General features: G+C 61.1%; 19 protein-coding genes and 1 pseudogene. 13 read left to right on the forward strand and 7 right to left on the reverse strand.

Annotation, left to right across the window (positions count from 1 at the left end; translation table 11 throughout):
* Positions 1 to 36: 36 nt before the first annotated feature.
* The 7 genes and pseudogenes from M0H32_RS05640 to M0H32_RS05670 all read left to right on the forward strand — a co-directional run bounded on the left by M0H32_RS05640 (position 37) and on the right by M0H32_RS05670 (position 8,241).
* Positions 37 to 1,512, forward strand: a complete 1,476-nt coding sequence (locus M0H32_RS05640) for a hypothetical protein (RefSeq protein WP_248151916.1) — start codon at positions 37 to 39, stop codon at positions 1,510 to 1,512.
* 407 nt (positions 1,513 to 1,919) lie between these two features.
* The gene (gene ccmI / locus M0H32_RS05645; RefSeq protein ID WP_248151919.1) at positions 1,920 to 3,053 is read left to right on the forward strand and encodes a c-type cytochrome biogenesis protein CcmI; all 1,134 of its coding nucleotides are present in this window, start codon (positions 1,920 to 1,922) and stop codon (positions 3,051 to 3,053) included.
* A gap of 61 nt (positions 3,054 to 3,114) precedes the next feature.
* Entirely contained in the window at positions 3,115 to 3,564 is a 450-nt protein-coding gene (ccmE, locus tag M0H32_RS05650) for a cytochrome c maturation protein CcmE (protein WP_248151923.1), read from the forward strand.
* 30 nt (positions 3,565 to 3,594) lie between these two features.
* A complete protein-coding gene (locus M0H32_RS05655; RefSeq protein WP_248151936.1) occupies positions 3,595 to 5,580 on the forward strand; it encodes a heme lyase CcmF/NrfE family subunit in 1,986 nt (661 codons plus the stop codon).
* A 4-nt stretch (positions 5,581 to 5,584) separates the two neighbouring features.
* The gene (locus M0H32_RS05660) at positions 5,585 to 6,070 is read left to right on the forward strand and encodes a cytochrome c-type biogenesis protein (RefSeq protein WP_248151938.1); all 486 of its coding nucleotides are present in this window, start codon (positions 5,585 to 5,587) and stop codon (positions 6,068 to 6,070) included.
* A gap of 150 nt (positions 6,071 to 6,220) precedes the next feature.
* Entirely contained in the window at positions 6,221 to 6,850 is a 630-nt protein-coding gene (locus M0H32_RS05665; RefSeq protein ID WP_248151940.1) for a hypothetical protein, read from the forward strand.
* 145 nt (positions 6,851 to 6,995) lie between these two features.
* Positions 6,996 to 8,241: pseudogene (locus tag M0H32_RS05670) on the forward strand (bifunctional alpha/beta hydrolase/OsmC family protein).
* Between the two features lie 176 nt (positions 8,242 to 8,417).
* Here M0H32_RS05670 and M0H32_RS05675 read toward each other — a convergent pair.
* From M0H32_RS05675 to M0H32_RS05685, 3 genes are all read right to left on the reverse strand, one after another.
* Positions 8,418 to 9,524: a DUF2336 domain-containing protein gene (locus M0H32_RS05675; protein WP_248151942.1), complete on the reverse strand. Its 1,107-nt coding sequence runs from the start codon at positions 9,522 to 9,524 to the stop codon at positions 8,418 to 8,420.
* A gap of 219 nt (positions 9,525 to 9,743) precedes the next feature.
* A complete protein-coding gene (locus tag M0H32_RS05680; protein ID WP_248151944.1) occupies positions 9,744 to 10,376 on the reverse strand; it encodes a 5-formyltetrahydrofolate cyclo-ligase in 633 nt (210 codons plus the stop codon).
* A 23-nt stretch (positions 10,377 to 10,399) separates the two neighbouring features.
* Positions 10,400 to 11,398 (reverse strand): DUF2336 domain-containing protein, encoded by a 999-nt coding sequence (locus tag M0H32_RS05685; protein WP_248151946.1) that lies wholly within the window; start codon positions 11,396 to 11,398, stop codon positions 10,400 to 10,402.
* Positions 11,399 to 11,527: 129 nt separating this feature from the next.
* On the opposite strand from M0H32_RS05685, the gene M0H32_RS05690 reads away from it, so the two are divergent.
* The 5 genes from M0H32_RS05690 (at position 11,528) to M0H32_RS05710 (ending at position 19,239) form a co-directional block, all read left to right on the forward strand.
* Positions 11,528 to 12,172 carry a glutathione S-transferase gene (locus M0H32_RS05690; protein WP_248151949.1) on the forward strand — a complete coding sequence of 215 codons (645 nt, stop codon included), beginning with the start codon at positions 11,528 to 11,530 and terminating at the stop codon, positions 12,170 to 12,172.
* A 183-nt stretch (positions 12,173 to 12,355) separates the two neighbouring features.
* Positions 12,356 to 13,882, forward strand: a complete 1,527-nt coding sequence (locus tag M0H32_RS05695) for a Do family serine endopeptidase (RefSeq protein WP_248151955.1) — start codon at positions 12,356 to 12,358, stop codon at positions 13,880 to 13,882.
* A gap of 285 nt (positions 13,883 to 14,167) precedes the next feature.
* Complete coding sequence (locus M0H32_RS05700) at positions 14,168 to 14,854, forward strand: response regulator transcription factor (protein ID WP_282449224.1); 687 nt, start codon at positions 14,168 to 14,170, stop codon at positions 14,852 to 14,854.
* Complete coding sequence (locus tag M0H32_RS05705) at positions 14,838 to 16,289, forward strand: sensor histidine kinase (RefSeq protein WP_248151956.1); 1,452 nt, start codon at positions 14,838 to 14,840, stop codon at positions 16,287 to 16,289. Before M0H32_RS05700 ends, M0H32_RS05705 begins: the two co-directional genes overlap by 17 nt.
* Entirely contained in the window at positions 16,249 to 19,239 is a 2,991-nt protein-coding gene (locus M0H32_RS05710) for a bifunctional [glutamine synthetase] adenylyltransferase/[glutamine synthetase]-adenylyl-L-tyrosine phosphorylase (protein WP_248151958.1), read from the forward strand. The genes M0H32_RS05705 and M0H32_RS05710 overlap by 41 nt, the downstream gene beginning before the upstream one ends.
* A gap of 86 nt (positions 19,240 to 19,325) precedes the next feature.
* Here the strand turns inward: M0H32_RS05710 and M0H32_RS05715 are convergent, their stop codons facing one another.
* Together M0H32_RS05715 and M0H32_RS05720 are read right to left on the reverse strand one after the other, a co-directional pair.
* Positions 19,326 to 20,294: a trypsin-like serine peptidase gene (locus tag M0H32_RS05715; RefSeq protein WP_248151961.1), complete on the reverse strand. Its 969-nt coding sequence runs from the start codon at positions 20,292 to 20,294 to the stop codon at positions 19,326 to 19,328.
* A 120-nt stretch (positions 20,295 to 20,414) separates the two neighbouring features.
* On the reverse strand, positions 20,415 to 21,104 hold the full coding sequence (locus M0H32_RS05720; protein WP_248151963.1) for a hypothetical protein: 690 nt from the start codon (positions 21,102 to 21,104) through the stop codon (positions 20,415 to 20,417).
* A 458-nt stretch (positions 21,105 to 21,562) separates the two neighbouring features.
* On the opposite strand from M0H32_RS05720, the gene M0H32_RS05725 reads away from it, so the two are divergent.
* Positions 21,563 to 22,129: a recombinase family protein gene (locus M0H32_RS05725; protein ID WP_248151966.1), complete on the forward strand. Its 567-nt coding sequence runs from the start codon at positions 21,563 to 21,565 to the stop codon at positions 22,127 to 22,129.
* A 32-nt stretch (positions 22,130 to 22,161) separates the two neighbouring features.
* Here M0H32_RS05725 and M0H32_RS05730 read toward each other — a convergent pair whose 3' ends face one another.
* Together M0H32_RS05730 and M0H32_RS05735 are read right to left on the reverse strand one after the other, a co-directional pair.
* Positions 22,162 to 22,851, reverse strand: coding sequence for a hypothetical protein (locus M0H32_RS05730; protein ID WP_248151968.1), 690 nt, complete (start codon positions 22,849 to 22,851; stop codon positions 22,162 to 22,164).
* A gap of 186 nt (positions 22,852 to 23,037) precedes the next feature.
* Entirely contained in the window at positions 23,038 to 25,404 is a 2,367-nt protein-coding gene (locus M0H32_RS05735) for a PAS domain-containing sensor histidine kinase (protein ID WP_248151971.1), read from the reverse strand.
* Positions 25,405 to 25,417 lie beyond the last annotated feature (13 nt).

The raw sequence follows: 25,417 nt of genomic DNA on the forward strand, positions 1-25,417 counted from the left end.
GTTTCCGAGACCTTAATCGCGATGTTGACGCTGTGAATGACCCATTCGGACCAGCTTGAAACCAAACTGAAGACTTATCTAAGCAGCCTGAGTCCGAAAGCGGTGGAGGCTCTGGTCCGTAATCTTGAACGGGCGAAGGTCCAAAAGGACGCCGATCCGAATATCCAGTTGATCCTCTCGGCGGCTGTCGCCCTGTTGCGCAAGCCGCAACCGGTCACGCCGGACATACCCGGTGGGGAACAACGGCGCGGTCAGATCCAGCGCATGTTCTTTTCGCCCCTGGACGACTTTCTCATCAACGAGGTGCTGCCGAATCGGCAGGAGGGCCGGATCTATCGCGGCATGCTCGACCGCGTCTGGAAGTGGCTGGGCCGCGATGTCATGGCCGCGGATGTGCGCATGGTGCTGGAACAGGCCGGCAACGCCACCGTCAGCGGCGAACGGATTGACGCGCTGGTGCAGGCCCTGCGCTCGCGCGCGGTCGAAGCCATCGGCGAAAAGCTGCATCGGGGGGAGATTTCCGAAAAGGAACACCGCCGCATGGCAGCCGAGCTTGGTGGCGCCCGCGGCATCGCCGAGCTGAAGGACATTCAGAAGATATTCGCGGCCGAGCGGTGGCTGGTGCCGTTTCTCCAGAATATTCCCGACCGGATCAACGAACACAGGCTGAAGCAGGACACGGATGTGCTCCGGCTTGTCGACAAGTGCTCTGAGCGCTTTCCCGATCACCTGCCGGTCATTGCTGCGGCGCTTGTGGACCGGGCAGAAATGCCCTCCGCTCTGTGCTCATTTGCGGGACGCCTGACAGGAAACAGTGACCCGAAAGCCATTGCGAATTCGCAATTCGCTCCCTTTGTCGACGTGGTCATGAGCGAAGCGGAACGCCTGCAGATCCTGGCGCTGGAACATCGCAACCACAATCCGGACCCGATCGCCTTTTCACAGGCCCTGTCCGAGTATCATTCGCTGGTGCGCGGCGTCGAACGTGACATGGATCTCTCGGTCACCGGCAAATGGCACAAGCAGCTGGCGGAAACCAAGCGCAGCATTTCCACCGTGGTTACGCGGGAACTGAACAGCGCGCATGGCAGTGTGCGCCGGGCCCTGCAGGTGCCGAAATTCGATCCTTCCGGTCAATTGCAAAAGGACCAGTCGGCCATTGACGACGCCGTGCGGGCGCTCAAGGTCGTCACCATGGTGCGCAATGCCTCCGAGACCTTCGCTGTCAACGAAATCGGCAAACGCACGCGGCAAGCGGTGGAACAGACGCTTGAAATCTTGACCAGATCGCTGATCACCGACATCGGCAAGACGCGCGGTCCGCAGCTGGAAGCCCAGATGGCGGCGGCCGACGTCGCGATCATGCTGTCGGAAATCTATTTCGGCGAGGACTACGCGGCGCAATTGCGGCGCAGCCGTCAATCGGCGCTGTCCAAGGCCAACAAGAGCGCGGCTGATGCTGGCCCGAACCCGGAGCGCAAACTTGTGGCCAATGCCCTGGGACGCCGCTGACGGGGACCTGCGAGGGCTCTACTTTCCCTGATTATCTAGAGCGCTTTTCGATCAGTTAGGGTCATTTGACTGAGACGGTTTGGCTCGCTGGCGAGGCGGGTCACCCGCGATGGTGTTTCCCACCATAAGGGTGAACCAACGACGCAAGCGGGCCAAACCGTCCGGCCCACTCTCATTTGTTTTTCATATGCATCCGTCCGTTTGCGGGTGAAACTATCCGGCCCATCGGCGGCGTTGCGCCACTTGCCCGATGCACCGCATCGCGCTTCGCAACGCGCCTTGCCGTCTGAACCGGATAATTTCATCAAATGACCCTAACTGATCGAAAAACGCTCTAGTGGCCGCGACCGCCGGTCACAGCACTGCCACCTTGCTTTTATCCGCATTGAACGGTCTATAGTGCGGCCATGATATTCTGGATTCTGATTGCCGGCCTGACGGCCGTCGCCGCCCTGTCGGTGCTTGTTCCATTGTCGCGCACGCGGCGCTTGCCCGAAACCGTCGCGTCCCAGGCCGACGAGGCGGTTTACCGCGAGCAGTTGAACGCAATCGAGACCGAACTGGAACGGGGCCTGATCGATGCCGATACGGCCGAGGCCGCCAGAACGGAAATCGCGCGCCGGCTTTTGGCCGCCCACGAACGGGTGAAGGCAGCGCCCGGCGCTAGCCGTCCGAAGACAGGCTTGAAGCTTGCGCAAGCCGTTGCCGTGCTGGCCCTCCCGGCGGTTACCTTTGGCCTCTATCTGCTGCTGGGGACACCGGATCTGCCCGACCAACCGCTGCACGCGCGTCTGACCGCGCCGGCGGAAGGTCAGTCCGTCGACGTCCTGGTGGCGCGGGTGGAACGGCATCTGGCAGACAATCCGGAAGATGGTCAGGGCTGGGCGGTGGTCGCACCGGTCTATCTGTCACTTGGCCAGCCGCGCGCCTCGGCCAAGGCCTATGCTAATGCAATCCGCATCCTTGGACCGAAGCAGGAATGGCTCACCGATATGGGAGAGGCGCTCGCCATCGCCGAGCAGGGGCTGGTGACTGCCGAGGCGCAGCGGGCATTCGAGCAGGCCGTGGCGCTTGAGCCCTCCGCCGTGAAACCGAGATTCTTTCTGGCTATTGCGCTCGGACAGGAAGGCCGCAAGGTCGATGCGATCGCGGCCTGGGAGGCGCTTCTGGATGGAGCGGACCCGACTGCCGCCTGGGTTGGGGCCGCCCGGCAGGAACTGGCGCGTCTGACAGGCGAGACCCCGAACATGACGGCTCCGCGCGGGCCGTCGCAGGAAGACATAGCCGCTGCCGCGGACATGAGCCGTGACGATCAGCAGGCCATGATCCGCGGCATGGTCTCAGGTCTCGCGGAGCGCCTGACCACCGAGGGCGGCTCCGTCGAAGAATGGAACCGCCTGATCCGCGCCTATATGGTTCTGGGGGACAAGGCGGAAGCGGAAAAGGCACTGGCATCCGCGCAGGCCGCCTTTGCCGAAAATCAGAACGACTTGTCCCGGATCAAGGACGCGGCCAGACAGCTCGGGCTATCCGGGTCCTAGGCACACACCGCACCTGCAGGGGGCGCCAGGTGCAAAAAGATAGACTTCGGACGGAACGCACATGACACGCAAACAAAGACGGTTGATGTTTATCGGATCGGCTGGCGCGGTTTTGGCCGTCGCTCTTGGCCTGATCCTGTTTGCCCTGAACGATCAGATTGTCTTTTTCCAAAGCCCCAGTGACATCGTCACGCAATCCGTTCCGCCCGGACAGCGAATCCGGCTGGGCGGACTGGTCGAGGAAGGCTCGGTCATCCGCTCCGACAATGCAGAGGTCAGCTTTCGCGTGACCGATCTGGAGAACACGGTTGCCGTGACCTACAAGGGCATCCTTCCCGACCTGTTCCGGGAAGGCCAGGGTGTCGTCACCGAGGGTGTCATAAACCCGAGCGGCGTGTTTGTGGCCGACAGCGTTCTGGCCAAGCACGATGAGAACTACGTTCCTAAGGAAGTCGCGGACGCGCTAAAGGATCAGGGACACTGGCAGGGTGGCGAAAGCGCCGCCAATTGAGGCCGCTGACACGAGAACTGAGGGACGAATATGGTCATTGAATTCGGACACTATGCGCTGGTGCTGGCCTTTGCCCTGACACTGGTCCAGTCGGTACTGCCGATCTGGGGTGCGCTGATCAAGGACGAACGCCTGATGGCGGTGGCGCCGCCGGTCTCCGTGACACTGTTCGTGCTGGTTCTGCTGTCTTTTGTGGCGTTGACGGGGGCCTATCTCAATTCCGACTTCTCGGTTCTGAACGTTCTGGAAAACTCCCATTCGGCCAAGCCGCTGCTCTATAAATTCACGGGTGTGTGGGGCAATCACGAAGGCTCTATGTTGCTCTGGGTGCTGATCCTGGTTTTCTTCGGTGCGCTGGTCGGCGCGTTCGGCAGGAACCTGCCGGCGGATCTGCGCGCCGTGACGCTTTCGGTTCAGGGCTGGGTCTCAGCCGGTTTCATCCTGTTCCTGCTGGCAACCTCCAATCCGTTCACGCGCGTGGCCAATCCGCCGCTTGAGGGCGCCGATCTCAACCCGATCCTGCAGGACATCGGCCTCGCAATCCATCCGCCGCTGCTCTATGTCGGCTATGTCGGCTTTTCCATCACCTTCTCCTTCGCCGTCGCCGCTCTGATCCTCGGGCGGACGGACGCTGCCTGGGCCCGCTGGGTTCGGCCCTGGACGCTGCTGGCCTGGGGCTTCCTGACACTAGGCATCGCCATGGGGTCCTATTGGGCCTATTACGAGCTCGGCTGGGGCGGCTGGTGGTTCTGGGATCCGGTCGAAAATGCCAGCTTCATGCCGTGGCTGGCCGGCACCGCGCTGCTGCATTCGGCGATCGTCATGGAAAAGCGCGAAGCACTGAAGGTCTGGACCGTGCTGCTTGCGATCTTCACCTTCTCGCTGTCGCTGCTCGGTACCTTCCTGGTCCGCTCCGGCGTGCTGACCTCGGTGCATGCCTTTGCCACCGATCCGGCGCGTGGCGTGTTCATTCTGGGGCTTTTGTGTTTCTTCATCGGCGGCTCCCTGACCCTCTATGCCTGGCGGGCCTCGACCCTGAAACAGGGTGGCCTGTTCGCACCGATCAGCCGGGAAGGCGGCCTGGTGCTGAACAACCTGTTCCTGACGGCCGCCTGCGCGGCGGTTTTCGTCGGCACGCTCTATCCGCTTGTCCTGGATGCGGTCACCGGCGAAAAGATTTCGGTCGGAGCGCCGTTCTTCAACCTGACTTTCGGCCCGCTGATGGTGCCGCTGCTTTTGGCCCTGCCGTTCGGGCCGGTCCTGTCCTGGAAACGCGGTGACCTGGCTGCCGCCTGTCAGCGGCTCTATGCTGCCTTCGGTCTGGCCCTCGTGCTGGCTCTGGTCGCCTTCTGGGCCTGGGGCATGGAGATGGTGCTGGCCCCACTGGGCGTCGGCCTGGCGGTCTGGGTGATGGCGGGGTCGGTGTCTGAAATCGTCACCCGGGTCAAGTTCTTCGAGATCGGTCCGAAACGCGGTTTTGCGCGCCTGGTGGGCCTGCCGGGATCGGCATGGGGCACTGCCTTCGCCCATTTCGGTATCGGTGTCACGGTGCTCGGAATCGTGACCGCGTCGGCCTTCCAGGAAGAACACGTGCGCACCATGCGCCCCGGTGATACCGTCGATCTTTCCGGCTATGAGATTACCTTCGATGGGGCGGCGCCACGCAGGGGACCGAATTACACCGAAGAAGTCGGGCATTTCACGATCCGTCAGGGTGGTGCGATGGTCACGGAACTGGATCCCTCCAAGCGGATTTACACCGCGCGCCAGATGCCGACGACGGAAGCGGCCATTCACACGGTCGGCTTTTCCCAACTTTACCTCTCGCTCGGCGAAAGCCGCGGCGACGGGGCGGTGGATGTCAGGGTCTATTTCAAACCGTTCATCACCTTGATCTGGATCGGCTGCGTAATCATGGCCTTCGGTGCCGCCTGTTCGATGGCCGACCGGCGGCTTCGTGTGGGGGCACCGAAACCGGCACGCAAACGTCCATCGGCACCGGTCGCGGCGGAGTGAGCATATGATACGGCCCCTGCTGACAAGTCTGCTGCTGTGCCTCAGCCTCGTGGTGAGCCCTGCGCTGGCGGTCACGCCCGACGAGATTCTCGATGATCCGGTCCTGGAAGGTCGCGCCCGGGCGCTTTCGGCTGAATTGCGCTGCATGGTCTGTCAGAACCAGTCGATTGACGACAGCGACGCGCCGCTCGCCAAGGACCTGCGCATCCTGGTGCGTGAACGGCTCGTCGCCGGTGACAGCGATGAGCAAGTGGTCGATTATCTGGTGTCGCGCTATGGCGAGTTCGTTCTGCTGAAACCCCGATTTGCCTGGCACACGCTGGTGCTGTGGGCAGCGGGGCCGGTGGCGCTGCTGGCCGGGCTGATCGCCATTGTAGCGGCGCTGCGTCGACGCCCGATACGCGAGGGAAGTGCCGAAGCGCAGGCCGTGTCCCAACTGTCAGAGGAAGAAGAACGTCGTTTGAAGGCGCTTCTTGGGAATACCGACTAAGCGGTTCTGTTCGTTCCCATGCAGATCTGAACCGATTTCTACTGATAGGTAGACAGTCTCGCTCAAGCTATGGTTAACTGAATTTGCGTTATCCGGTGATGCCGATTTTCTTTTAATTCTAAATTCCTGATTGTCGCGAGGCGAAATTCAATGTTCTTTTCTGTTGACGGTAAGCTTTTTTCATCTTTGATTGCGGTGGTCATCTCGAGCATCTTTTGCGGGTCCTGCCTGGCGGCATGGAACAGTGACATTCCTCCTCCTCACGGAACGGAGCCCCAGGAAACTCTGGGCTTACCGATGGAAGACTGGTTGGGAACGCCACCCGCAGCCAGTGCGCCACGCCTTCAGCTTGCATTCGAGGACAGTATCACCGGCGCGGTGGTCAAGCAGTTGCAACGTGGTGCGGCGGAATGCAATCGGCTTGATCCTGTCTACCGGATCGATTGTTTGCGCCGCGTTTACGCCCAGGCAGCCGGTGTAACCGGGAACCGGCGCGATTATTCGGGTGCAAATTCCGCGCTGCGTAGTCTGGCCAGGCAGTTGAATGGAATCGTTCGTCAGAACTTGGACCAGAAAGCAGAAAAGGCGAAGATTGGAAGGAATTCCTATCGGGCGGTTACACGCGAGGCACTGCGCAAGGCAAACAGTCTGGCCACGCAGGCCATTCAGGAGACCCGGACGAAATTGCTTCGATCCGCAGGTAATTCGAGGAAGCGGAAGGTGCACTACACCAGCATCGCCAACGCTGTGAATTCGACCAAGAAGATCCTGAGATCCTGAGGACGCCCTCTATGCCGACCGGCCGCGTGCTGGAAACCCGTCACCGGTCCCGGCTTGGTGTTTCACAGCGTTCACACCATGGCGTGACTTGCATGGCATTTCGTCATGCTTACCTCTGGGCGAGTGACAGCCGGAGGCCGATGCAATGACCAACCGTCCCTTGAAACTGGAATTCGACGGCGCGAACGGCGCCAGACTGGCGGCGCGGCTGGATCTGCCGGCTGGACGGATCCGGGCCTTCGCGTTATTTGCCCACTGTTTCACCTGTTCCAAGGACATTCCCGCGGCTCGGCACATTGCCGGGGCGCTGGCCGCCGAAGGCATGGCGGTGCTGCGCTTCGACTTCACCGGGCTTGGCGGCAGCGGCGGCGATTTCTCCTCCACCGGTTTTTCTTCCAACGTGGAGGATCTGAAACGCGCTGCCGATTTTCTTCGGCAGACTTACGAAGCGCCCCAACTTCTGATCGGCCATTCCTTGGGCGGAGCGGCCATCCTGTCGGTCGCCGCCGATATCCCTGAGGCACGGGCCGTGGTGACCATCGGCGCGCCAGCCGACGCCGATCACGTGATCCACAATTTCAAGGGCGCGGAGGAAACCATTCGCAGGGTCGGCGTCGGCGAGGTCGATCTGGCGGGCAGAACCTTCACCATCCGCAGGGAGTTTCTGGAGGACCTGGAAAAACAGTCCGTCCGGGACAGGGTCTCCCGGCTCGGCAAGGCGCTTCTGGTGATGCATGCGCCGCTCGATGACACGGTCGGCATCGACAATGCGACGGACATTTTCGTCGCCGCAAAACACCCCAAGAGTTTCGTTTCCCTGGACAAAGCCGATCATCTGCTGTCGCGCAGCGAGGAGGCCGCCTATGCGGCGCGGGTGATCGCAGGCTGGGCCAGCGGTTATCTCGACACAGAGACGGACAAATCAGCCGACGAGGCCAGGGACGGGGTCGAGGTGGTCGAGACAGGGCAGGGCAAGTTCCAGGCGATGGTGGCAAGCGGTTCGCACAGGCTGATCGCCGATGAGCCCATGGACTATGGTGGCCTCGACAGCGGCATGTCGCCTTACGGCTTTCTGTCCGCGGCGCTCGGCGCTTGCACCGTCATGACCCTGCGCATGTATGCCGACCGCAAGGGGTTCAAGGTCGACCGGATCGGCACGCGGGTCCTGCACGGCAAGGTTCATGCCGCCGATTGCGAGGACTGCTCCGACGAGATCAGGGAAAAGGGTAGCCGGATCGATCGCTTCGAGCGGTTGATCATGCTGGAAGGCGATCTGGATGCCGACACGCGCGCGCGCATGCTGGAAAATCGCCGACAAGTGCCCGGTGCATCGGACGCTGGAAGCCGGCGCCGCGGTGGTCACGCGTGAGGATCACCCGGTTATTGACTAAAGACACGGCGTGTCTCAGACCGTCAAAGTCTGTTCAGAATTGATCGCGATAGCCGGGACAGGGGTGGTAACCCCCCGGACATCTAAACCGTTTTCATCGATGGACCTCGGCTCACCTATCCCGGGTATTCGCTACGCTGCGCCCGGGATGACGAAGTCAGAATTTGGGGAGCTGCCTCAGGCGGCCTGACCTTCAAGGGTCTGTAGGCGGATTTTCATGAAGGACAGCAGACGGCGGGCATCCCGGTCCGACAGGGACTGATAGTCGGTTGCCCAGTTTCCCGCGGTCGAAGCCGGCTGCTTGTTGTGCATGGCGCGTGCCTTGCAAAGCGCCGAATAGTCGGCGTTTTCAACGCCCATGGCACGGCACAGGACGGCAACGCCGGTCGCGTCATAACGGACCATGACATTGGTCACGTATTTCTGCTCAAGGCCTGCCATTTCGGCAAGCAGGAAGCAGATGTCGAACAGGTTGTTTGACAGCGCCAGCTGGGTGATGGCCTTGCCCAGTGACCGCTGTCCGGCGCGGATTTCCTTCAAGGTCGCCTTGGCATTGATCCGTGTCGCCTTGCGCTCCAGCTTGGAGCTGGCGACGACCTTGCTGGCCTTGTGGAACAGATCGTTGACCAGATCCTCGTTGTCCTTGCGCATCTGGCGGATCTTGGCCTGTTGCTGCGCCGGCATCTGGTTGATCAGCTTGTCGTAGTCGGTCTCCGTGACGTCCGACCGCTCCATCATGGCGTCGCGGATCTTTTCATCGCGCTCGGCCAGCTTGATCAGCAGCCGCGACCCCCAGTCGGAAATCTGTGCGCCGTCATTGGCGGCCACCGACTGTTTGACCGGGCTTTCGCCGCGTTCGAGCAGAACGTCGGTGACGTTGGCTTCCAGGTGTTTGCGCTTGGAGATCGCCAGCAGGTGACCCTGACCCATGGTTTTTGCCAGCCGCAGAATGTCCTCGGTCTTGAGGGCATTGGAAGACGTCAGCATCGGTCGGGCGATGTCGATTTCTTCGCGGGCCAGTTCGTAGGCAATCTTGTGGGACGTGTCGTCGATCGGCGCCAGCTGTTCGGAAATCACCTTCTTCTGCTCCGGCTCCATCGTTGGGAGCATGCTTTCCAGCACCGTGTTGAACAGCGTGATCTCTTCGGTCTGGTAGCTGTCAGCTCCTCTGACGAAAAGCTCGGTGACATGTTCCACCAGCTGATGACGCTTTTCCGGGGTGCTGTCCTGCGCGAGACTGAGAAGGTCGTTGATCATCTTGAGGCCGTCCATTTTTGTATGCATAGACCTACCCCGGAGACAGTTTACAACTGTCTAAAGCGCAGTTGAAAAATTAGACTAATCTTTTGCAATATCCGTATTAGTAACAGGTGTGGAAAGGCAGGCGTGACACTTCGGGTAGTTTCTGAGTTCGCGCTGCGTATTCTTGAGTAATTCTCGATTGGTTCCTGAATTTGTTCAGGTGAACACAAATCGGATATGCACAGGACGTTCTCCGGCGGCCTAGGCCAAGATTGCCATGTCCATGGGAAGGTCCCAGGCCATCGGGAAAATCGTTTCGATCTGAGAGAAGGCAAAGCCGACGCCGACGACAAGCGGTTTGGCGTTCATCGACGCCAGTGTCCGGTCGTAATATCCCCCGCCATTGCCGAGACGGTAGAGGTCTTTGTCGATGCCAACCACGGGAGCGATCACGATTTGGGGATGCTGTGGCGGGCCGTTTGCAGGAACCAGGATATTCCATGTGCCGCGGATCATCTCGCAACCGGGCGACCAGGGTCGAAAGATCAGCGGAGCCTTCCTTTCGAGCACAACCGGCAACAGCACTTTCTTGCCGGCGCCGTACAGCTCCGTCATAAGCGGTCTGAGGTCAGGTTCACCCCGAATGGGCCAATAGACAGCGATAGTCTCGAATTGCCGGTCCGTCAGAACCTCGCGCAACCGCGCGATCAACGCGGAGGTTGCCGTCTGTCTGTCCGATTGGCCTTGTTGCCTGCGTTTCTGGTAAAGCCGCTCGCGCTCGGATTTGCGGAACTGGCGCACATCAAGGTAGGTCTGTTCGTCGATGAGGTGACCGCCGATGATCTTGTGCGCGTGACAGGCGGGATCTCCCGGCGGGTCGTCGTCCTCGTGCATTCGGGAGTGTCCATTCCGACGGTTCAGGCGGCTTCTTCGTGTTTGGCTGCTTTCAGTTTGATCTTCATCAGCGTCAGCAGACGGCGGGCGTCGGTGTCATCCAGCATGTGATAGTTGGTCAGCCATTTGCTGCCGGTGCTTTCCGGAAACTTCAGGTGCTTGCAGCGTTCCTTGCAGACGGCCTGGAATTCCATCGCGCCGATGCCGCAGGCGCGGCAAACGGCTGCGATCCCCGTAGAATCGTAGCGAACCATGAGGTTGTGGACGTATTTCATTTCCAGTCCGGAGGACGCCGAGAGCAATCCGACGGCATCGAGCAGATTGTGCTCGTGCGAGAGCTGGTAGATCGCCTTGTTCAAGGTTGTCTTGCCCAGCTTGATCCCCATCAGCCAAGCCTTGGGGCTGATCTTGGAGGGCTTTGGCACGAGTTCGGAGCCTGCGGCGATTTCACCGTCGTCCCGGAACAGGTCCTCGATCAGTTCCTCGTTGGACTTGCGCAGGTGCCGGATCCGGTCGCCCATCTGCTTCGGCATGTCTTTGACCAGGCTCTCGAACACCGGCATGGTGATCTCGGCACCGAGGTTCGCTGCAACCGCATGTTTGACTTCTTTGCTGCCGCGCTTGATCAGGATGCTGCTGAGATCCTTGCTGACGTGATCGCGCTTCGCGAGCGCCAGCAGATAGCCCTGATCCTTGGTCTCGGCGATCTTCTTGAGATCGGCCTCCGTGAGGGCCTTTGAGCGCTCCAAGATGGCCTGCGCGACAGGCAGGTCGTCGCTGGCCATGGCCGCGGCGAGCTTTGAGGACATCGATTGGACGTCGGCAAGCTGCTCCGACATTTTGCGCTTCGCTTCATGTTCAAGCGAATCGTAGACGCCTTCAAGCATGCTGTTCAGGAGATTGGTTTCTTCCGAACCGGTGTCCTCGGCGCGGGCCACAAGAAGTCCGGTCACGTGCTCGGCGAGCTCGTGTTTTTTCTTCTTTGAACTGTCTTTGGCAAGCTTGAGAAGCGCGTCGGTCATCGAAAGTCCCTATCGGGAAAATTTTCTCCAACATTCCTTTATAACCTGTGAAAATCGACAGGATTTTTGAACAGAACGGCGGAATTCCGCGGAGTTGACCTCTCGGCCAAGATCCGTCATGGGATTGGTATGATTGACAGGCCCATTCTCTATTCCTTTCGACGCTGCCCCTATGCCATCCGCGCAAGGCTCGCGATTACCGCAAGCGGACAAAGAGTGGAACTGCGCGAGATCGTGTTGCGCGACAAGGCGCCGGAGTTTCTGGAGACTTCGCCGTCTGCAACGGTTCCCTGTCTGAAAGACGGGGGCAGTGTCCTCGACGAGAGCCTCGACATCATGCTGTGGGCGCTGAAGAAATCCGACCCCGACGCCTGGCTTCTCCCGGAGGCGGGGACGCTTGCGGAGGTGCTTGACCTGATCGGGACCTGCGACGGTCCCTTCAAGCGACATCTCGATCGCTACAAATACGATACGCGTTATGCCGATGCCGACAAGGACACGGAGCGGGGCAGGGCTTCGGAGTTTCTGTGGCTGATCAATGGCCGCCTGGCCGAACACCCCTGGCTGTTCGGTTCGCGCGCCTGCCTTGCCGATTTTGCAATCCTGCCTTTCGTGCGCCAGTTCGCCAACGCCGACCGGGACTGGTTCGACCGCCAGGACTGGAGTGCGTTGAAGGGGTGGCTGGCCGCGTTCGAAACCTCGGACCGGTTTCAGGCGGTGATGGCCAAATGGCCCAGGTGGCAGTCTGGAGACGAACAGACCCTGTTCCCTTGAACAGGCGCAGGCTCCAACTGGTCGGGGCGATGCTCCGTTATCCCAATCTTACAAATCCTTAATCTGTCCGACAGGCGCCTGTAAGGCACGCTCACCTAGATTCATCCTCGAACCTGGAACGCGAGTCCCTTCGTGCGTTCCCGACCATGGCCTTCAGTTCGAAAGTCGATAGAGGAAGAAAAAATGGAAAACCGTCGCTCTGTCTCTCCTTTGCGGTCCCGCCGCGCCAAATTGCTGGCAGGAGTTGTTGCGCTTGGCGCCGCCGGGCTTATGACTGCCCAGACAATTGTGCCCAGCCAGTTGGCTTTTGCCGACGCCGTTCGCGTCGATACCGCGGCGCCGACCGACTTTTCGGATGTGGTGCGCACCGTCAGCCCCGCTGTTGTCAGCGTTCAGGTGAAACAGGCGGCCGAACCCCGCATGATGAATTTCGGCGGCAAGGACGGCTTTGACGAGTTCTTCAAGGGTCTGCCCGACGGCCATCCCTTCCAGAAATTCTTCCGGGATTTCGGCGGCCGCGGTGACAACGGCCAGGAGCAGCGCCGTCAGCCGCGCCAATATGGCATGTCGCAAGGCTCCGGCTTCTTCATTTCCGAAGACGGTTATGTGGTCACCAATCACCACGTGATCGACAAGGGCACCGAATTCACCGTCATCGACCAGAAGGGCGACGAATACCAGGCCACGCTGATCGGCGCTGACAAGCGCACCGACCTCGCGCTGCTCAAGGTCGAAAGCGACAAGGACTTCACGTATGTCGACTTCGCCAAGGAAGCACCGGAAGTCGGCGAGTGGACCGTCGCCATCGGCAACCCGTTCGGTCTTGGCGGTTCCGTGACCGCCGGCATCGTCTCTGCGCGCGGCCGTGACATCGGCGCGGGTCCGTACGACGACTTCATTCAGATCGACGCTCCGGTCAACCGCGGTAATTCCGGCGGTCCGGCCTTCAACATGCGCGGCGAGGTCATTGGCGTGAACGCGGCGATCTTCTCGCCGTCGGGCGGCAATGTCGGCATTGCCTTCGCGATCCCGGCCTCGACCGCCCAGGACGTCATCATGGAACTGAAGGATGACGGCACGGTCGTCCGCGGGTGGCTGGGCGTTCAAATCCAGAACGTCACCAGTGACATCGCGGAGAGCCTTGGCCTTGAGGAGGCCCGCGGCGCCATCGTCGCGGAAGCGCAGGAAAACAGCCCGGCTCAGAAGGCTGGCCTGCGCTCAGGCGACACCATCCTGGCCGTGAACGGCACGGAAGTGGAAGGCCCGCGTGAACTTTCCAAGATCATCGCCGCCTTCGAACCCGATACCACGGTCGATGTCACCGTCTGGCGCGACGGCAAGAAGCAGGACATCGATGTAACGCTCGGACGCCTGCAGGAGCAGGAGCAGGTCGCGTCCCTCCAGCCGGAGCAGGCGGAAGAAACGACCAGTCTCGATGATCTCGGCCTTGTGCTGACCACCAAGGCGGAAGCCGGCATGGAAGGCAACGGCGTTGTCATCGCCGAGATCGATCCGGACAGCCCGGCGGCCGAAAAGCGCCTCAACACGGGCGACGTCATCCTGGAAGTCGCCGGTATGGAAGTGAACAGCCCCGCTGATGTCCTGAAGGCGCTCGAAAAAGCCGAGAAAGACGGCCGCAAGGCAGTGCTCTTCCGGGTCGAGACCAACAACACCACCCGGTTCGTCGCTCTGCCCATGAACCTGGCCTGATCAGGTACCGGTTCCAACGAGCCGGCTCCTGTGCGGCGTGACCGGCCTGCCCTCTGCCCCCAAACCCCGACGGGCCGGTCATCGCCAAGGTTCTGTCCGCCTTCCACGAAGGACAGACAAAGGGTTATGCCCCAACCCTTAAAAGACTGGCGGCGGCGTCCCACATCCATCGCCGCCGCCAGCCATTTTTTTGGATCGCCAGGCATCGAAATTTGAGCCCCGTTTGGCTCAGTCTTGCAGGAATGTCGATTGGCCCTCGAGCGCAACTCAAGGTAAAAGGGTTACATGTTGAAGATTCTTGTCATCGAAGACGATCCGGAAGCGGCCAGATACCTGGTCAAGGGCCTGAGCGAACTCGGTCATACCGCGGATCAGGCCGGCGACGGCGACAGCGGCCTGCAAATGGCGCTGGACGGCAACTACGACATCCTCATTGTCGACCGCATGCTGCCAAGGCGCGACGGTCTGTCCGTCATCCAGGAACTGCGCCGTGAAGGCAATCACACGCCGGTGCTGATCCTGTCCGCGCTCGGTCAGGTCGATGACCGGGTCAAGGGCCTGAAGGCCGGCGGCGACGACTATCTGCCCAAGCCTTACGCCTTCACCGAACTGCAGGCCCGCATCGAGGCCCTTGCCCGGCGGCCGAAATCTGCCAACCAGGTCGAGACCACCTTCACGGTCGGCGATCTGACCCTGGATCGCATGGCCCATTCCTGCCGCCGCGGCGAGATCGACATTCCCTTGCAGCCGCGCGAATTCCGCCTGCTGGAATATCTGATGCAGAATGCCGGTCAGGTGGTGACCCGCACCATGCTCCTGGAAAATGTCTGGGAGTATCATTTCGACCCGCAGACCAACGTGATCGACGTGCACATCTCAAGGCTGCGCGGCAAGATCGACAAGGGCTTCGAGACCCCGTTGCTGCATACGATCCGGGGAGCCGGATACACTATCCGTGACACGGCTCACTAGGTTCACACGAACGACAGCCTTCAAGCTGTCGCTGCTCTACATTGCCGTCTTCACGGTGATGTCCGGGTTTCTGCTCGTCTATGTGTCGGAAAACACCGACCATCTGATGTCCGAGCAGGTGGTCCAGTCCGTCGATTCCGAATTGAAGGGTCTCGCCGACGTCTATGTGCGCGGCGGGGTCCGCGATCTGGTCGAAACCATCGACCGGCGGTCCCGTCATCCCGATGCCAGTCTCTATCTTTTGACCGACTTCGCCGGCAACGCCCTGGTCGGCAACATCGCGCGCCTGCCGACCACGGTTCTGGAAGAGGCCGATGGTGGCCTGCGCCGGGTCCGCTATACGCGCCTCGGTCAGGACTCGGAAGATGTCGAACGCCAGGCCATGGTGCGCACCTTCGAGCTGCGTGGCGGCTTTCGCCTGCTGGTCGGCCGGGATCTCGGCGATCAGCTGCGTTTTTCCAACCTGCTCGGCAACGCCCTGCGCCTGTGGTTGATCGTCGTGGTGGTCATGGCCGCGATCACCTGGCTCTTCGTCAGCCGGCGGGTGATGAAGCGCATCGACGAGATGTCGGCCACCAGCCGTACGATCATGCAAGGGGATCTTTCCGGACGCCTTTCCGTTGTCGGCACCGACGACGAATTCGACCGGCTCGCGGTCAACCTGAACGCCATGCTCGACCGGATCGAACTTCTGATGCAGTCGATGAAGGATGTCACCGACAACATCGCCCATGATCTGAAAACCCCGCTGACTCGCCTTCAGACAAGGACCGAGATAGCCCTGCGTGAGGCCAAGGGCGAGGACGGCTACCGGGCAGCACTTGAGGCGACGCTCGAGGAATCCGACCAGCTGCTGCGCGTCTTCAACGCCCTTTTGCGCATCGCCCGGATCGAATCGATGGCGCCGGGCTCGGTCATGGAACCGACGGATCTCAGCAAGCTGGTCGCCGAAGTGGCCGAGCTTTACGAGCCGCTTGTGGAGGATGAAGGCGGCCGGATGGAAACCGACTTGCCAGCAGGCCTGCGCGCCGACTGCAATCGGGACCTGATCAGCCAGGTTCTGGTCAATCTTATAGAAAACGCGCTCAAATATGGCCGACCTGAAGCAGGTGGCCTGTTGATCCGGCTGACCGGCCGGGAAGAAGGCGGCCGTGTTTCTCTGACGGTCACCGACAACGGACAAGGCATTCCGGAAAAGGATCAGGACCGGGTCAAGGAACGCTTCGTGCGCCTCGAGGAAAGCCGTACGGAACCTGGAACAGGACTTGGATTGAGCCTGGTCAAGGCGGTTGCCCGCTTGCATGGGGGAGACTTGCGCTTCAAGAATGAGACACCGGGACTTAGTGCCCGCATCGATCTCAAACCGGTCGGACCGGACAATAACAGGAGCGGGCATGAAGAAGGCGGCACATCCGGAGAGCCAGAACAGTCCTGATGGCGGTGCCGGCAGTCTTGCCGACCGGATCGCGGTTGTTCCTGTCACACCGGACCTGGACCGAGCCAACCTGTTCCTAAAAGATCTTCTCGACAATCCCGAGGCAGGCGGCGATCTGAAGACGTTGCTGGCGAAAAAGCCGGACCTGGAAGGGTTCCTGGCCGGTATCATCGGTAATTCGCCCTATCTGCGCGAGCTGATGCTGGCCGATCCGGTGCGGCTTCTCAGCCTGTTGCAGGACGCCCCGGAGACCAGGCTCGCGCGGATCCTGGAAGAAGCTCGCGAGGCGAGGGCCGAAGACGAGGCCGGCATCATGCGGGCCCTCAGGCTTCTGAAACACGATCTGGCGCTGACCCTGGGTCTGGCGGACATCTCCGGTGCCATCGGCTTGAACCGGGTGACCAATGCGCTGGCCGGCTTTGCCGATGCGGCCCTGACGGCTGCGATCCGGTTCTGCCTGTCGGACCTTGCCCGCCGGAACAAGTTCACGCCTGTTGATCCCGAAAAGCCGGAAGAAAACAGTGGCCTGATCGTGCTGGCCATGGGCAAGCACGGCGCCAACGAACTCAATTATTCGTCCGACATCGATCTGATCGTCCTTTACGACCCGATGATCGCTCCGATGGCAGGCGGCGCGGAAGCGCCGGTGGAATTCGTCCGCCTGACGCGGCGGCTGGTCAAGATCATGCAGGACCGGACGGCGGACGGCTATGTCTTCCGCACCGATCTGCGTTTGCGGCCGGACCCGGGCGCGACGCCGCTTGCCATGTCGGTGCCCGCAGCTTTGGTCTATTACGAATCCCTCGGCCAGAATTGGGAACGCGCGGCGCTGATCAAGGCGCGGCCTTGCGCCGGTGATATTGCCGCAGGCGAAGCTTTCCTTCGCGAAATCGTGCCCTTCATCTGGCGCAAATATCTGGATTTCGCGGCCATTTCCGACGTGCAGTCGATCAAGCGGCAGATCCACATGCACAAGGGGCACGGCACCATCGCGGTCGCCGGCCACAACGTGAAACTGGGCCGCGGCGGCATTCGGGAAGTCGAGTTCTTTGTCCAGACCCAGCAATTGATCGCGGGCGGTCGCAATCCGGTCCTGCGCGGCCGGCGCACGCTCGACATGCTCGACGCGCTCTGCGATGCCGACTGGATTCGGCCACGTACAAGGGACGAAATGGCCGCGGCCTACCGGTTCCTGCGTGACGTCGAACACCGCATCCAGATGCTCAACGACGAACAGACCCAACTCCTGCCCAAGGACAGGGAAGGCCTGACCCGGGTTGCGGCGCTGATGGGCTTTGACGGCCTGGCGGATTTCGAGGCCGTGCTGCTCGACCACTTGCGCAAGGTTCAGCACCACTATGCCGAACTCTTCGAAGACGAGCCGGGCCTTTCGTCCGAACTGGGCAATCTGGTGTTCACCGGGGACGATCACGACCCGGGCACGCTCGAGACACTTGCCGGCCTCGGCTTCAAGCAACCCTCGGAAGCAGCCGCGATCGTCAAGTCCTGGCACTTCGGCCGCTATGCCAGCACACGGTCCACCAAGGCGCGCGAGCGCCTGACGGAAATGCATCCGGTGCTGATCGGTGCCCTCGCGGCCACTGACAATGCCGATGCGGCACTGCGTGCCTTCGACAGTTTTCTGGCCAAGCTCCCAGCCGGAGTTCAGCTGTTCTCGCTGCTCAAGTCCAATCCGCAGCTTCTGACCCTGCTGGCAACGACAATGGGCGCCGCGCCGCGCATGGCGGAAACGGTCTCCAAGCGCGTGCATGTGCTCGACGCTGTTCTGGACCCGGCATTTTTCGGGGCCATGCCGAGTGTCGAGGAATTCCGCCAGGGACTGGACCGCACGCTGTCGCAGGCCCGCTTCTATGAAGAAGCGCTCGACCGGGCGAGGATCTTTGCCCAGGAACAGCAGTTTCTGATCGGGCTTCGGCTGATTTCCGACACGCTGTCGGCCGACCGGGTCGGCTTTGCCCTGGCGCGCCTGGCCGAAGTGGTGGTCGACCGGATCCTGAAACAGGTCATTGTCCACGTGGCGGAAAGCCACGGCATGGTGCCGGGCGGCAATGTTGCCGTCCTGGCCATGGGTAAACTCGGCGGCCGGGAAATGACCGCCGCTTCCGATCTGGATCTGATCCTGCTTTATGAGGCTCCCGAAGACGTCAAGCAGTCCGACGGCGGGCGGCCGCTGGCGATCACCCAGTATTACACCCGTCTGACCCAGCGCCTGGTGACAGCGCTCAGCGCTCCGACGGCGGAAGGCTCGCTCTACGAGGTCGATTTTCGCCTGCGCCCGTCCGGCAACGCAGGGCCGCTGGCGACCAATCTGGACGGCTTCATCGCCTATCAGAAAAAGGAAGCCTGGACCTGGGAGCACATGGCGCTCACAAGGGCGCGGGTGATTGCATCGACCTCGCCGGAGTTCAAGCAGAAGATCTTCGACAGCATTTGCGGAACGCTGGTGCAGCCGCGCGACACGGAAAAGCTGGCCGACGATGTCCGCTCCATGCGTGCCCGCATCGAAAAGGAAAAAGGCACCAAGGACATCTGGGATCTGAAACAGATCCCCGGCGGGTTGGTGGATATCGAGTTTCTGGCGCAGTTCCTCCAGCTTGCCAACGCCCATGAAAACTCCGCGATCCTGGCACAGGGCACCGAACAGGCGCTGGAACTTGCACGCGATGTAGGGTTTCTCGCCCAGGACGATGCCGAGCTGCTTTTGGAAGCGCTGCGGCTTTACCACCGCCTGACCCAGGTGCTGCGTCTGACGCTCACCGGCAAATTCGTTCCGGCGGACGCGCCGGGCGGCGTGCTCGACCTGCTGGTCCAGGCCTCCGGCAGCCCGACCTTCTCCCGGCTAGAGGCAGAATTGGCGGATTTGCAGGTCAGGGTGCGGGAAACCTTCGTGCGGTTGGTTGGTGCGGTCGAGGCTGTCGACGGCGCCTAACCATCTTCTGATCCTCTCACCTGCCGAAATGGAAGACGGCGGCCTGGAAAGGGCCAAGGCCGCCGCCGGTCAGCGTTTATCTTGCGTCAGTTCAGGCAGCCGCCGTCGCGGACATGTTCCATCAGGCGAGTGGTGTCGGACGTGAACAAGGGACCGTTTTCATCGGTGGTGTTGCCGGTGATGTGGTGCGAGTTCAGGCTGACGACCAGATTGGTGCCCGAGCCGCCATCGACGGCAAACTCCGTGAACCAGGCGCCGCCGCTGTTGCCCGAGCGCATCGGGTTGCCGGACATGGTCACGATCCCGCCGGAGACGCTCGCCCATCGACCGTCGACCTTGTAGAGAGCCTGGCCGGCGCCGAAGTTCTGCGGATAGCCGATGGCGGCGAGCGCGGTGTTGGCGGGAGCGCCTGTCTGCAATTCCAGAGGTGCCCGCTCGTCGTTCTTGTCCGCAAGCAGAAATCCGTAGTCGTAGGCATAGTTCACAGAAGGCGAGTGGTACTGTGCATAGACCGAGGCGCAGCGCCAGCCGACGGTCTGGGCGGTGGCGCCCTCGTTATAGGCGCGTTGAAACACGAAGTCTGTGTTGAAGGCACCGGCCGAGCGATCGTAAAGGCAGTGAGCGGCCGTGAGAATGACCTTGAGGTCGCTGACATATTGCGCCGAACAGCGATAGGTTTTGCCGTCGGATTTCCGAAACAAAAGCCGGCCGGTGCTCCAATAGGGGCTGTTTGCGGCCGGAGCCGCCACCTTTTCGGGCACGCCGAAGGTGTCCGGTTCGACGTCCGAGCGTTTCTGTTCGGTGTCGAGCGTGTCCGGATTGAGTTGACGGAACCGCTCCCGCATCTGCTCGAGTTCCTGTGGGGTCACTTCTTCCTCGGGCAGGGGAACGGCGTCTTCAATTTCCTGCGCGCTCAAGGGCAGGGCGAGGGATTGTGCTGCGGAATTGGTGACGTCTTCGATGATCAGCGTCTGGGCCTGTGCGGCCGATGCACCGACGGCAAAAATGCCTGTGGCAAGCGTGGCGCAAAGCCAGCGGTTTGAAAGACTACGCATGCTGGTCCTCCCGGCCGCAAGCGCGGCTGCCTGCAGGGCAGCAAGCGCCGGGCGGCCAGTTCAAGTGAGATGGATTTCTGAACGGGGCTTCCCGAGTTGACCCGGGAAGCCGTGGAGCACTTAGCTCAGAAGCGGCGTGCGCAGTTCGACAATGCCTTCGTCGACAAGAGCGTTGTTTTCCGGGACGAAAACACCCCGGTCGAGATCGTAGGCCATGGTGATTTCGTTCACACCGCCGCCGAATTTGGCCACGGCGGACTTGCCGGTGATCTTGGTGATGATGGTCTCACTGGAGAACTGGCTCTGCAGCCAGATATAGACATTGGTGAACGGCGTCATTTTGCTCTGCTGGGTGGGCAGGACAAGCTGAGCGGAGATCGGCTTGCGTTCGGCGATCTTCTTGTTGACCAGAGCGGATTGTGACAGGCCGAAGGTAAGGAACGGATAGCTCGATGCCGGCATGTCGTTGTTGGCGGCATATGTGCCGCGCGGGATTTCATTGGTTTTCACGAATTCGTTGAAAACGGCCGCGGACGTGAAGGGATAATAACCGGCGTCCAGGGCGGGACCCGGCGTTACTTCCGACAGTTTCGAAATGGAGGCTCCTTCGACAATCTGGGTTGTCGACGCGTAGATCCAATAGTCCTCGGTCCACTCGACGGTGGTGGACTGGAACGGATCGATCGACAGCCAGACCACATTCGGGTCGCCGCTTCCCACCGGCTTGGCAAGCGTGATCCGCTGCTGCGCCGCCTTGATAATCTTCAAAGTTTCGGGGTCGATATTCAATGTCAATGTGAAGTCAGGCATTCCGAATTCCTCCCATCGCAGGACTTGAAAGGTGGATGCTTTCGAGCGCCGTTTGCGTTCCGAAAGCGTTCCTATTCGGACAAGCGAAAAAATCGCGGCAGACACCGCAAAAGAAAAACGGGTCATAAGGCCGAGAGAAAACTCAAATCTACTTGTTTATAACGCGTCTGTTTTTCAAAGCTAACGTAGAGGGCGCCTTTGAATTTTATGGTTTCTGGCAAATTACGTTTGAGGGTATTTTGCGCGAAAAGCGAAAAAGAACGGGGTTCTGCAGGTTTGACAATTTAGGGTTGTCTAATTGATGGGTGTGTAACTTGTTGACAGCAACTTAAAAGCGTGATCAAAATGGAACCCTTATGATACAGCTTTGAAAACGTTCGAATTTTTTGATCTGAGCCGGTTGAAGATTGCAGTCTTGGAGTGTGGCGTTAGGACGATCTGGGGTGGGGCTCGGTGACATGAAGGTTGGGTATGCGAGGGTCTCGACTGCCGATCAGAATATCGAAATGCAGTTGAAGGCCCTCTCGGAAGCAGGCTGCGACAGGGTGTTTACGGATGAAGGCCAATCCGGCGCGGTGCGCAATCGTCCGGGGCTTGACGAAGCCATGGACGTGCTGGCGGCGGGAGACACCCTGGTGATCTGGCGCCTCGACAGGCTCGGCCGGTCTCTTTCCCACCTGATCGACGTTGTTGCCATGTTGGGCCGGCGCAATATCGGCCTGCTTTCGATCTCGGAAGCCATAAACACCGGATCGGCCGGCGGCGTGTTGATCTTTCACATCATGGGCGCGCTTGCGGAGTTCGAACGGGCTCTGATTTCCGAACGCACCAAGGCGGGCATGGCGGCCGCCCGCGAGCGGGGCAGCCAGATCGGCCGTCCGCACAAAATTCTGTCGGACGAGATCGGTCAGTTGCGGCACGCGATTGAGGTCGAGGGCATGTCCAAGTCGGCTGCTGCCCGGCGGTTCGGCGTCAGCCGGGCCACGTTGTACCGGGCGTTCAGGCGCGAGCTGGAAAGAAGCTGAAGGTTGCGGTACCGCCGGTCCTGACGGGGATGTCAGACGACCAATGGTTCGACATGGTCCACCAGTTCTTGCGCGGTTGAAGCGGAGGGGTCCGGGACAAACAGGCCTCTGGCCAAATCGTATTTCAGGGCAATGTCGTTTACGCCGCCACCGAACCTGGCGATGGTGTGGCGGCCGACGATGCTGGTGATGATGGTTTCACTGGCGAACTGGCTCTGCAGCCAGACATAGACATTGGCATTGGGCGTCATGAAGATGCGCTGGGTCGCGAGCACCATCCGCGCGGAGATCGGCTTGCGTGTTACGGGCACCGCGTTGACCTGCGCGGACTGGGATAGGCCGAATGTCAGCAGGGGGTAGTTCGAGGCCGGCATGTCGTTGTTGGCTGCATAGGTGCCGGCGGGAACATCCGTGGCGCTGACAAAATCGTTGAACACCGCCGCGGCGGTGAACGGATAATAGCCGCCGTCCAGGGCCGGGCCGGGCTGCACCTCGGACAGTTTCAGAATGGACGCGCCGCTGGTGACCTGGGTCGTTGACGCATAGATCCAGACGTCGTCTGTCCATTGTACCATGTTGGCCTGGAACGGGTCGATTGACAGCCAGATGACATTCGGCTGGTCGCCACCGACTGTCTTGCCGAGCGTGATCCGCTGTTGTGCCGCCTTGATATATTTAAGGTCCTGGGCGTCGATGTTCAGGGTTAGCGTGTATTGGGACATGGCAACATCCTCCCGGCGCGGTACGACTGCTGGAACCGCGGCTGGCGAAAACGCTAACAGAGTGCGCTTGTGGATAGCAACAACTATAGGGAGTGAAGTCCGTTTGCGAGCGGCACGCCGAAGGTGGCCGCTGCGCGGGCAGTCGAACAAGTCCGCTTGGAAATGGCAATGCCGCGGGGCGCTGGCTTAGGCGCTTTGCCGCTGGGCGACTGTCTCGGCCAGAGGCAGCGTGAAGCTCACTGTGGTGCCCTTCTTGACCTCCGAGGCAATCGTCAGCTTGCCGCCATGCAGCTCGACCAGGGAACGGGCAATCGCGAGGCCCAGGCCCGAGCCCTGGTGGGTCTTGGTGAACTGGTTCTCCACCTGCACGAAGGGCTTGGCCAGGCGCTCGATGTCGCGCTCGGAAATGCCGATGCCGGTATCGGTGACCTCGAAGCGCAGCTTGTCGCCGCGCGGCTGCGCCGTCAGCGTGACGGTGCCGTTGTCGGGGGTGAATTTCACCGCATTCGCGAGCAGATTGAGCAGGATCTGCTTGAGGGCCCGCTTGTCGGCCTGGACCATCAGCGTTTCTGCTACCGACGCATTCACGGTGATGTTCTTCTCCGTTGCGGCACCAGTAACGATCCGGCCGGCATCTTCGGCGGCGGCGGCGGCACTGACCGCTTCGGTCTCGATCGACATCCGGCCGGCCTCGATCTTGGACATGTCGAGAATGTCGTTGATCACGTTGAGCAGATAGGTGCCGGAGGAATAGATGTCCTTGCAATAGTCGGCGTAACGGTTGGTGCCGAGCGGGCCGAACATTTCCTGGGTCATGATGTCGGAGAAGCCGATAATGGCGTTGAGCGGCGTTCTGAGTTCATGGGAAATATTGGCCAGGAACTCCGACTTGGCCTTGTTGGCGGCTTCGGCGCGGGTCTTTTCTTCCTGGTATTTGTCGGCCATTTCTACCAGCTGACGGGCCTGGACCTCGAGCGTCTGGCGGGATTTCTGCAGGTCGGAAACGGTCGCCTTGAGGCGCTTCTCCGAGTCCATCAGTTTCTCTTCGTGTTTCTTCAGCGCGGTGATGTCCGTGCCGACCGAAACGAAGCCGCCATCCTTGGTGCGGCGCTCGGAGATCTGCAGCCAGCGGCCGTCCTCCAGTTGCGCCTCGTATGAGCCCTCGGGCGCGCCGCCGCGCTGGCGCACGGTGACGGGTTGCGGTGCGATTTCCGCGTTGCAGGCGGCGGCCATCACGTCCTGGTACGGCGTGCCTGCGCGGATCACGGCATTAGGCAGGCTGTGCAGGGACTGGTAGTTGGAATTACAGATCACCAGTTCGTTCTTGGCGTTCCACAGGACAAAGGCTTCGGAAATCGTTTCGATGGCGTCGCGCAGGCGCAGATCGGCCATGCGGCTTTGTTCGGCGAGCTCATGCTGCTCCGTGATGTCGATGCAGATGCCGATCAGGTGCGGTTCTGCTCGGCCGCTCTCGGACTGGATTTCGCCGCGTGCCCGAAGCCAGATCCAGCTGCCGTCGGCATGGCGCATCCGGAAGGTTTCGTCGACCAGCGTTTCGCCGCTTTCCAGAAGATGTTCGGCAAGGCCCAAAAGGTCGATGTCGTCCGGATGGGTGATGTCGGCGACATCGGCAAAGCTCAAGATGTCGTCCTTCGGCTCGCGGCCAAGCAGCTCATAAAGGGAAGACGACCAGAACATCCGGCCCCGGGAGAGGTCCCAGTCGAACAGGCCGCAGCGGCCATGGGTGAGGGCAGTGTCGATGCGGCCGCGGGTGGCGGCATACATGTCGTCCGCGGCCTCGGCGCGCGTTGCCTGGCTGAAGAAACCGTAGATCACCGCCAGAAGGACAAGGGATGTGCCGACAAACAGGGTCACATTCGCGGACAGCTCGTCGCGCCATTCCGCGAAGATGGCGTTTTGCGGCTGCAGCACCGCGACCATGCCAAGCCGGCCGTCGAGATGGTGCACGGTTGCCAGCGCCTGGGTGTCGCCGTCGGTGTCGCCGAGATCCACCGGGATCGGCAGGACGCCGGCGCGGGCGCCGAACACGGTCAGCGGCTGGGACGGGCCGAGCAGGTCGCTGATCGGCCGGCTCTCCAGGGACGGCTGGATCGGCGCGGAGGCAACGATTGTTCCGGCCTCGTCCGCGACAAGGAAAATGCGGCCTTGACTGGTGGCGCCGGCTGGAAGGCTGTCGGCCAGAACGCGTTTCAGCGTGGTCCGGTAGCCGATCTGTGGCAGGCTTTCTTCGGAAACGGTGAGGCCATTGGCAACAACGGTGGCCATCAGGCTCAGGGTTGTTTCGGCGCGTTCCTGGGTCTTGGTGAAATCGCCGGCAAGTTCGCCGGCTCGGAACAGGGCCAGGACGACAATGAACAAAATGGTGAGGCCTGGTATGGCCCGCCGCATCAGGCCGTCCGAACGGGCCAGGCTGTCGCGGAAGGAGCCGGCCAGCGAGCGCAGCGGCAGGCCGGTTACGCCTGCGCCATTCTCAACGTTCGACTCCTTATTGCCGCGCCGCGCAGATGCGTCGCCAGCCAGTGCTCGCGCCATAGGAAGTGTGCCT

This window comes from Roseibium sediminicola (genome assembly GCF_023156505.1).
GTDB lineage: Bacteria > Pseudomonadota > Alphaproteobacteria > Rhizobiales > Stappiaceae > Roseibium > Roseibium sediminicola.

Coding starts and splice junctions, on each gene's coding strand:
- M0H32_RS05640 (WP_248151916.1), top strand. CDS start 37: ATGACCCATTCGGACCAGCTTGAAACCAAACTGAAGACTTATCTAAGC.
- ccmI (WP_248151919.1), top strand. CDS start 1,920: ATGATATTCTGGATTCTGATTGCCGGCCTGACGGCCGTCGCCGCCCTG.
- ccmE (WP_248151923.1), top strand. CDS start 3,115: ATGACACGCAAACAAAGACGGTTGATGTTTATCGGATCGGCTGGCGCG.
- M0H32_RS05655 (WP_248151936.1), top strand. CDS start 3,595: ATGGTCATTGAATTCGGACACTATGCGCTGGTGCTGGCCTTTGCCCTG.
- M0H32_RS05660 (WP_248151938.1), top strand. CDS start 5,585: ATGATACGGCCCCTGCTGACAAGTCTGCTGCTGTGCCTCAGCCTCGTG.
- M0H32_RS05665 (WP_248151940.1), top strand. CDS start 6,221: ATGTTCTTTTCTGTTGACGGTAAGCTTTTTTCATCTTTGATTGCGGTG.
- M0H32_RS05675 (WP_248151942.1), bottom strand. CDS start 9,524: ATGCATACAAAAATGGACGGCCTCAAGATGATCAACGACCTTCTCAGT.
- M0H32_RS05680 (WP_248151944.1), bottom strand. CDS start 10,376: ATGCACGAGGACGACGACCCGCCGGGAGATCCCGCCTGTCACGCGCAC.
- M0H32_RS05685 (WP_248151946.1), bottom strand. CDS start 11,398: ATGACCGACGCGCTTCTCAAGCTTGCCAAAGACAGTTCAAAGAAGAAA.
- M0H32_RS05690 (WP_248151949.1), top strand. CDS start 11,528: ATGATTGACAGGCCCATTCTCTATTCCTTTCGACGCTGCCCCTATGCC.
- M0H32_RS05695 (WP_248151955.1), top strand. CDS start 12,356: ATGGAAAACCGTCGCTCTGTCTCTCCTTTGCGGTCCCGCCGCGCCAAA.
- M0H32_RS05700 (WP_282449224.1), top strand. CDS start 14,168: ATGTTGAAGATTCTTGTCATCGAAGACGATCCGGAAGCGGCCAGATAC.
- M0H32_RS05710 (WP_248151958.1), top strand. CDS start 16,249: ATGAAGAAGGCGGCACATCCGGAGAGCCAGAACAGTCCTGATGGCGGT.
- M0H32_RS05715 (WP_248151961.1), bottom strand. CDS start 20,294: ATGCGTAGTCTTTCAAACCGCTGGCTTTGCGCCACGCTTGCCACAGGC.
- M0H32_RS05720 (WP_248151963.1), bottom strand. CDS start 21,104: ATGCCTGACTTCACATTGACATTGAATATCGACCCCGAAACTTTGAAG.
- M0H32_RS05725 (WP_248151966.1), top strand. CDS start 21,563: ATGAAGGTTGGGTATGCGAGGGTCTCGACTGCCGATCAGAATATCGAA.
- M0H32_RS05730 (WP_248151968.1), bottom strand. CDS start 22,851: ATGTCCCAATACACGCTAACCCTGAACATCGACGCCCAGGACCTTAAA.
- M0H32_RS05735 (WP_248151971.1), bottom strand. CDS start 25,404: ATGGCGCGAGCACTGGCTGGCGACGCATCTGCGCGGCGCGGCAATAAG.